The organism is Hydrogenivirga sp. 128-5-R1-1 (assembly GCF_000171895.1).
The window spans coordinates 1-1443 of record NZ_ABHJ01000351.1 but is presented as its reverse complement, the minus strand read 5'-3'; the positions used below and the strand labels follow the sequence as shown (position 1 = coordinate 1443).

1 protein-coding gene and 1 pseudogene are annotated in these 1443 nt (G+C 25.7%); both read right to left on the bottom strand.

From position 1 onward, the window contains the following. Positions 1 to 925 (bottom strand): ATP-binding protein (locus tag HG1285_RS01710; protein ID WP_008289327.1); only part of this gene is annotated, 925 nt, incomplete at its 3' end. A 77-nt stretch (positions 926 to 1002) separates the two neighbouring features. Then, a pseudogene (locus HG1285_RS01715) lies at positions 1003 to 1443 on the bottom strand (CRISPR-associated helicase/endonuclease Cas3); the annotation flags it as partial.

The following is a 1443-nucleotide window of genomic DNA, read 5'->3' as shown; positions in this document are numbered from 1 at the left end:
CAGTTTTATTCAGATTTATCCATATACTCTCAAAATCTATACTCTCCATTTTGATAAGTGTTAAAAGTGCATTGTCTATTATTTTTTCTGAAACTCTTTTCTCTGTTAAATCCCACACGATAGAAGAAAGCTTTTGAACATAGTAAGGATACCCATCAACTAAATCATAAATTCTTTCAGCTTCTTTTTTAGGGCAAATTTTATCTGTTTTCTTGAATGAATTTACAATGCATTTTACAAACTCTAATTTTGGTATCTTATCTAACAGAAAAAGAAATGAACTTTTATAAAATGGTCTTTTTTTATCAGTAAACATATCAATCAATAACTTTCTCCTGCTACCTACAAAAACATAACTAATATTTTCTTGTTCTTGGATAAAACTTCTGATAATACCTTCAATCTTTTTAGAGTCTTCAAGTGTAGTAATCTCTTGAAATTCATCAAAAACTACACAGGCTTTTAGATTGTTTTTATTTAAATATTCTTCTAATCCTTTAAATAAATCAGAAAGTAATGTTTCAATAGATGAAGACTGATTTATAGAAATGGATATTGAAAATGAGCCGTCTGGTTTTATTGTAAAAGAAGGAATTATGTTTTTAAAAAGATTTTTGATTTTTTGAAAAAAAGTTTTATCCACTTCTTTTCCAATACTCTGTATAATTGCTTTTGAGAAGAACTCTATAAAATCCTGATAAGAAGATACAGGAAATAAATCTGCGTATATTCCAACAAAATTTTTATCTGTTTTTTCTATATCTTTTAAAACTCTCTTTACAAGGGAAGTCTTTCCAAATCTTCGAGGTGAATAGATAACTACATTTTGACCGTTTTGAATTAAACTTTTTAACTCCTTTATTTCTTTTCTTCTATTACAAAACTTTTCTTTTTTTGCAATTCCAATGGTAAATGGATTTTTCATGTTTTTATCCTTTTAGAATTATTCTCTTAGAATAATTTATATAAAATAAATGAAACTTGCAAGTTAAAGAAGTAATTTTATAAAAACTCAGCTATTTGTTTATTTTCTATAATTAATCCCATTTCTTCATCATAATCAAAATCTATTGTAAATATTTTGTTCCTAAACTTGTTTGGCGTTATTAGAGTAGGAATGGTATCTTTTATTCTGAAAAAAGGGAGACTAAGTGTATATTGGTTTAGTTTATAAAATGCTTGTATTTTTTCTGGATAGTTTTTTGATTTATCAAGGGCTGTTTCAATGGTTTTTTCTATATCTTCTAAATTTTCCTGATAGATTTTTTCTGGAATAACATTTATATTTAGGATATCTCTAAATAATTCTTGAGCTCCTCTTTTATTTTCAACCTCAAAACCTAAATTTAGCAAATCCATATAATCTTTAAAGTCTTTATAAAAATCTGTATCTTCTATTTTATCTGTGTCATACACTTCTTCCATAAGTTCTTGCTTGTTTTT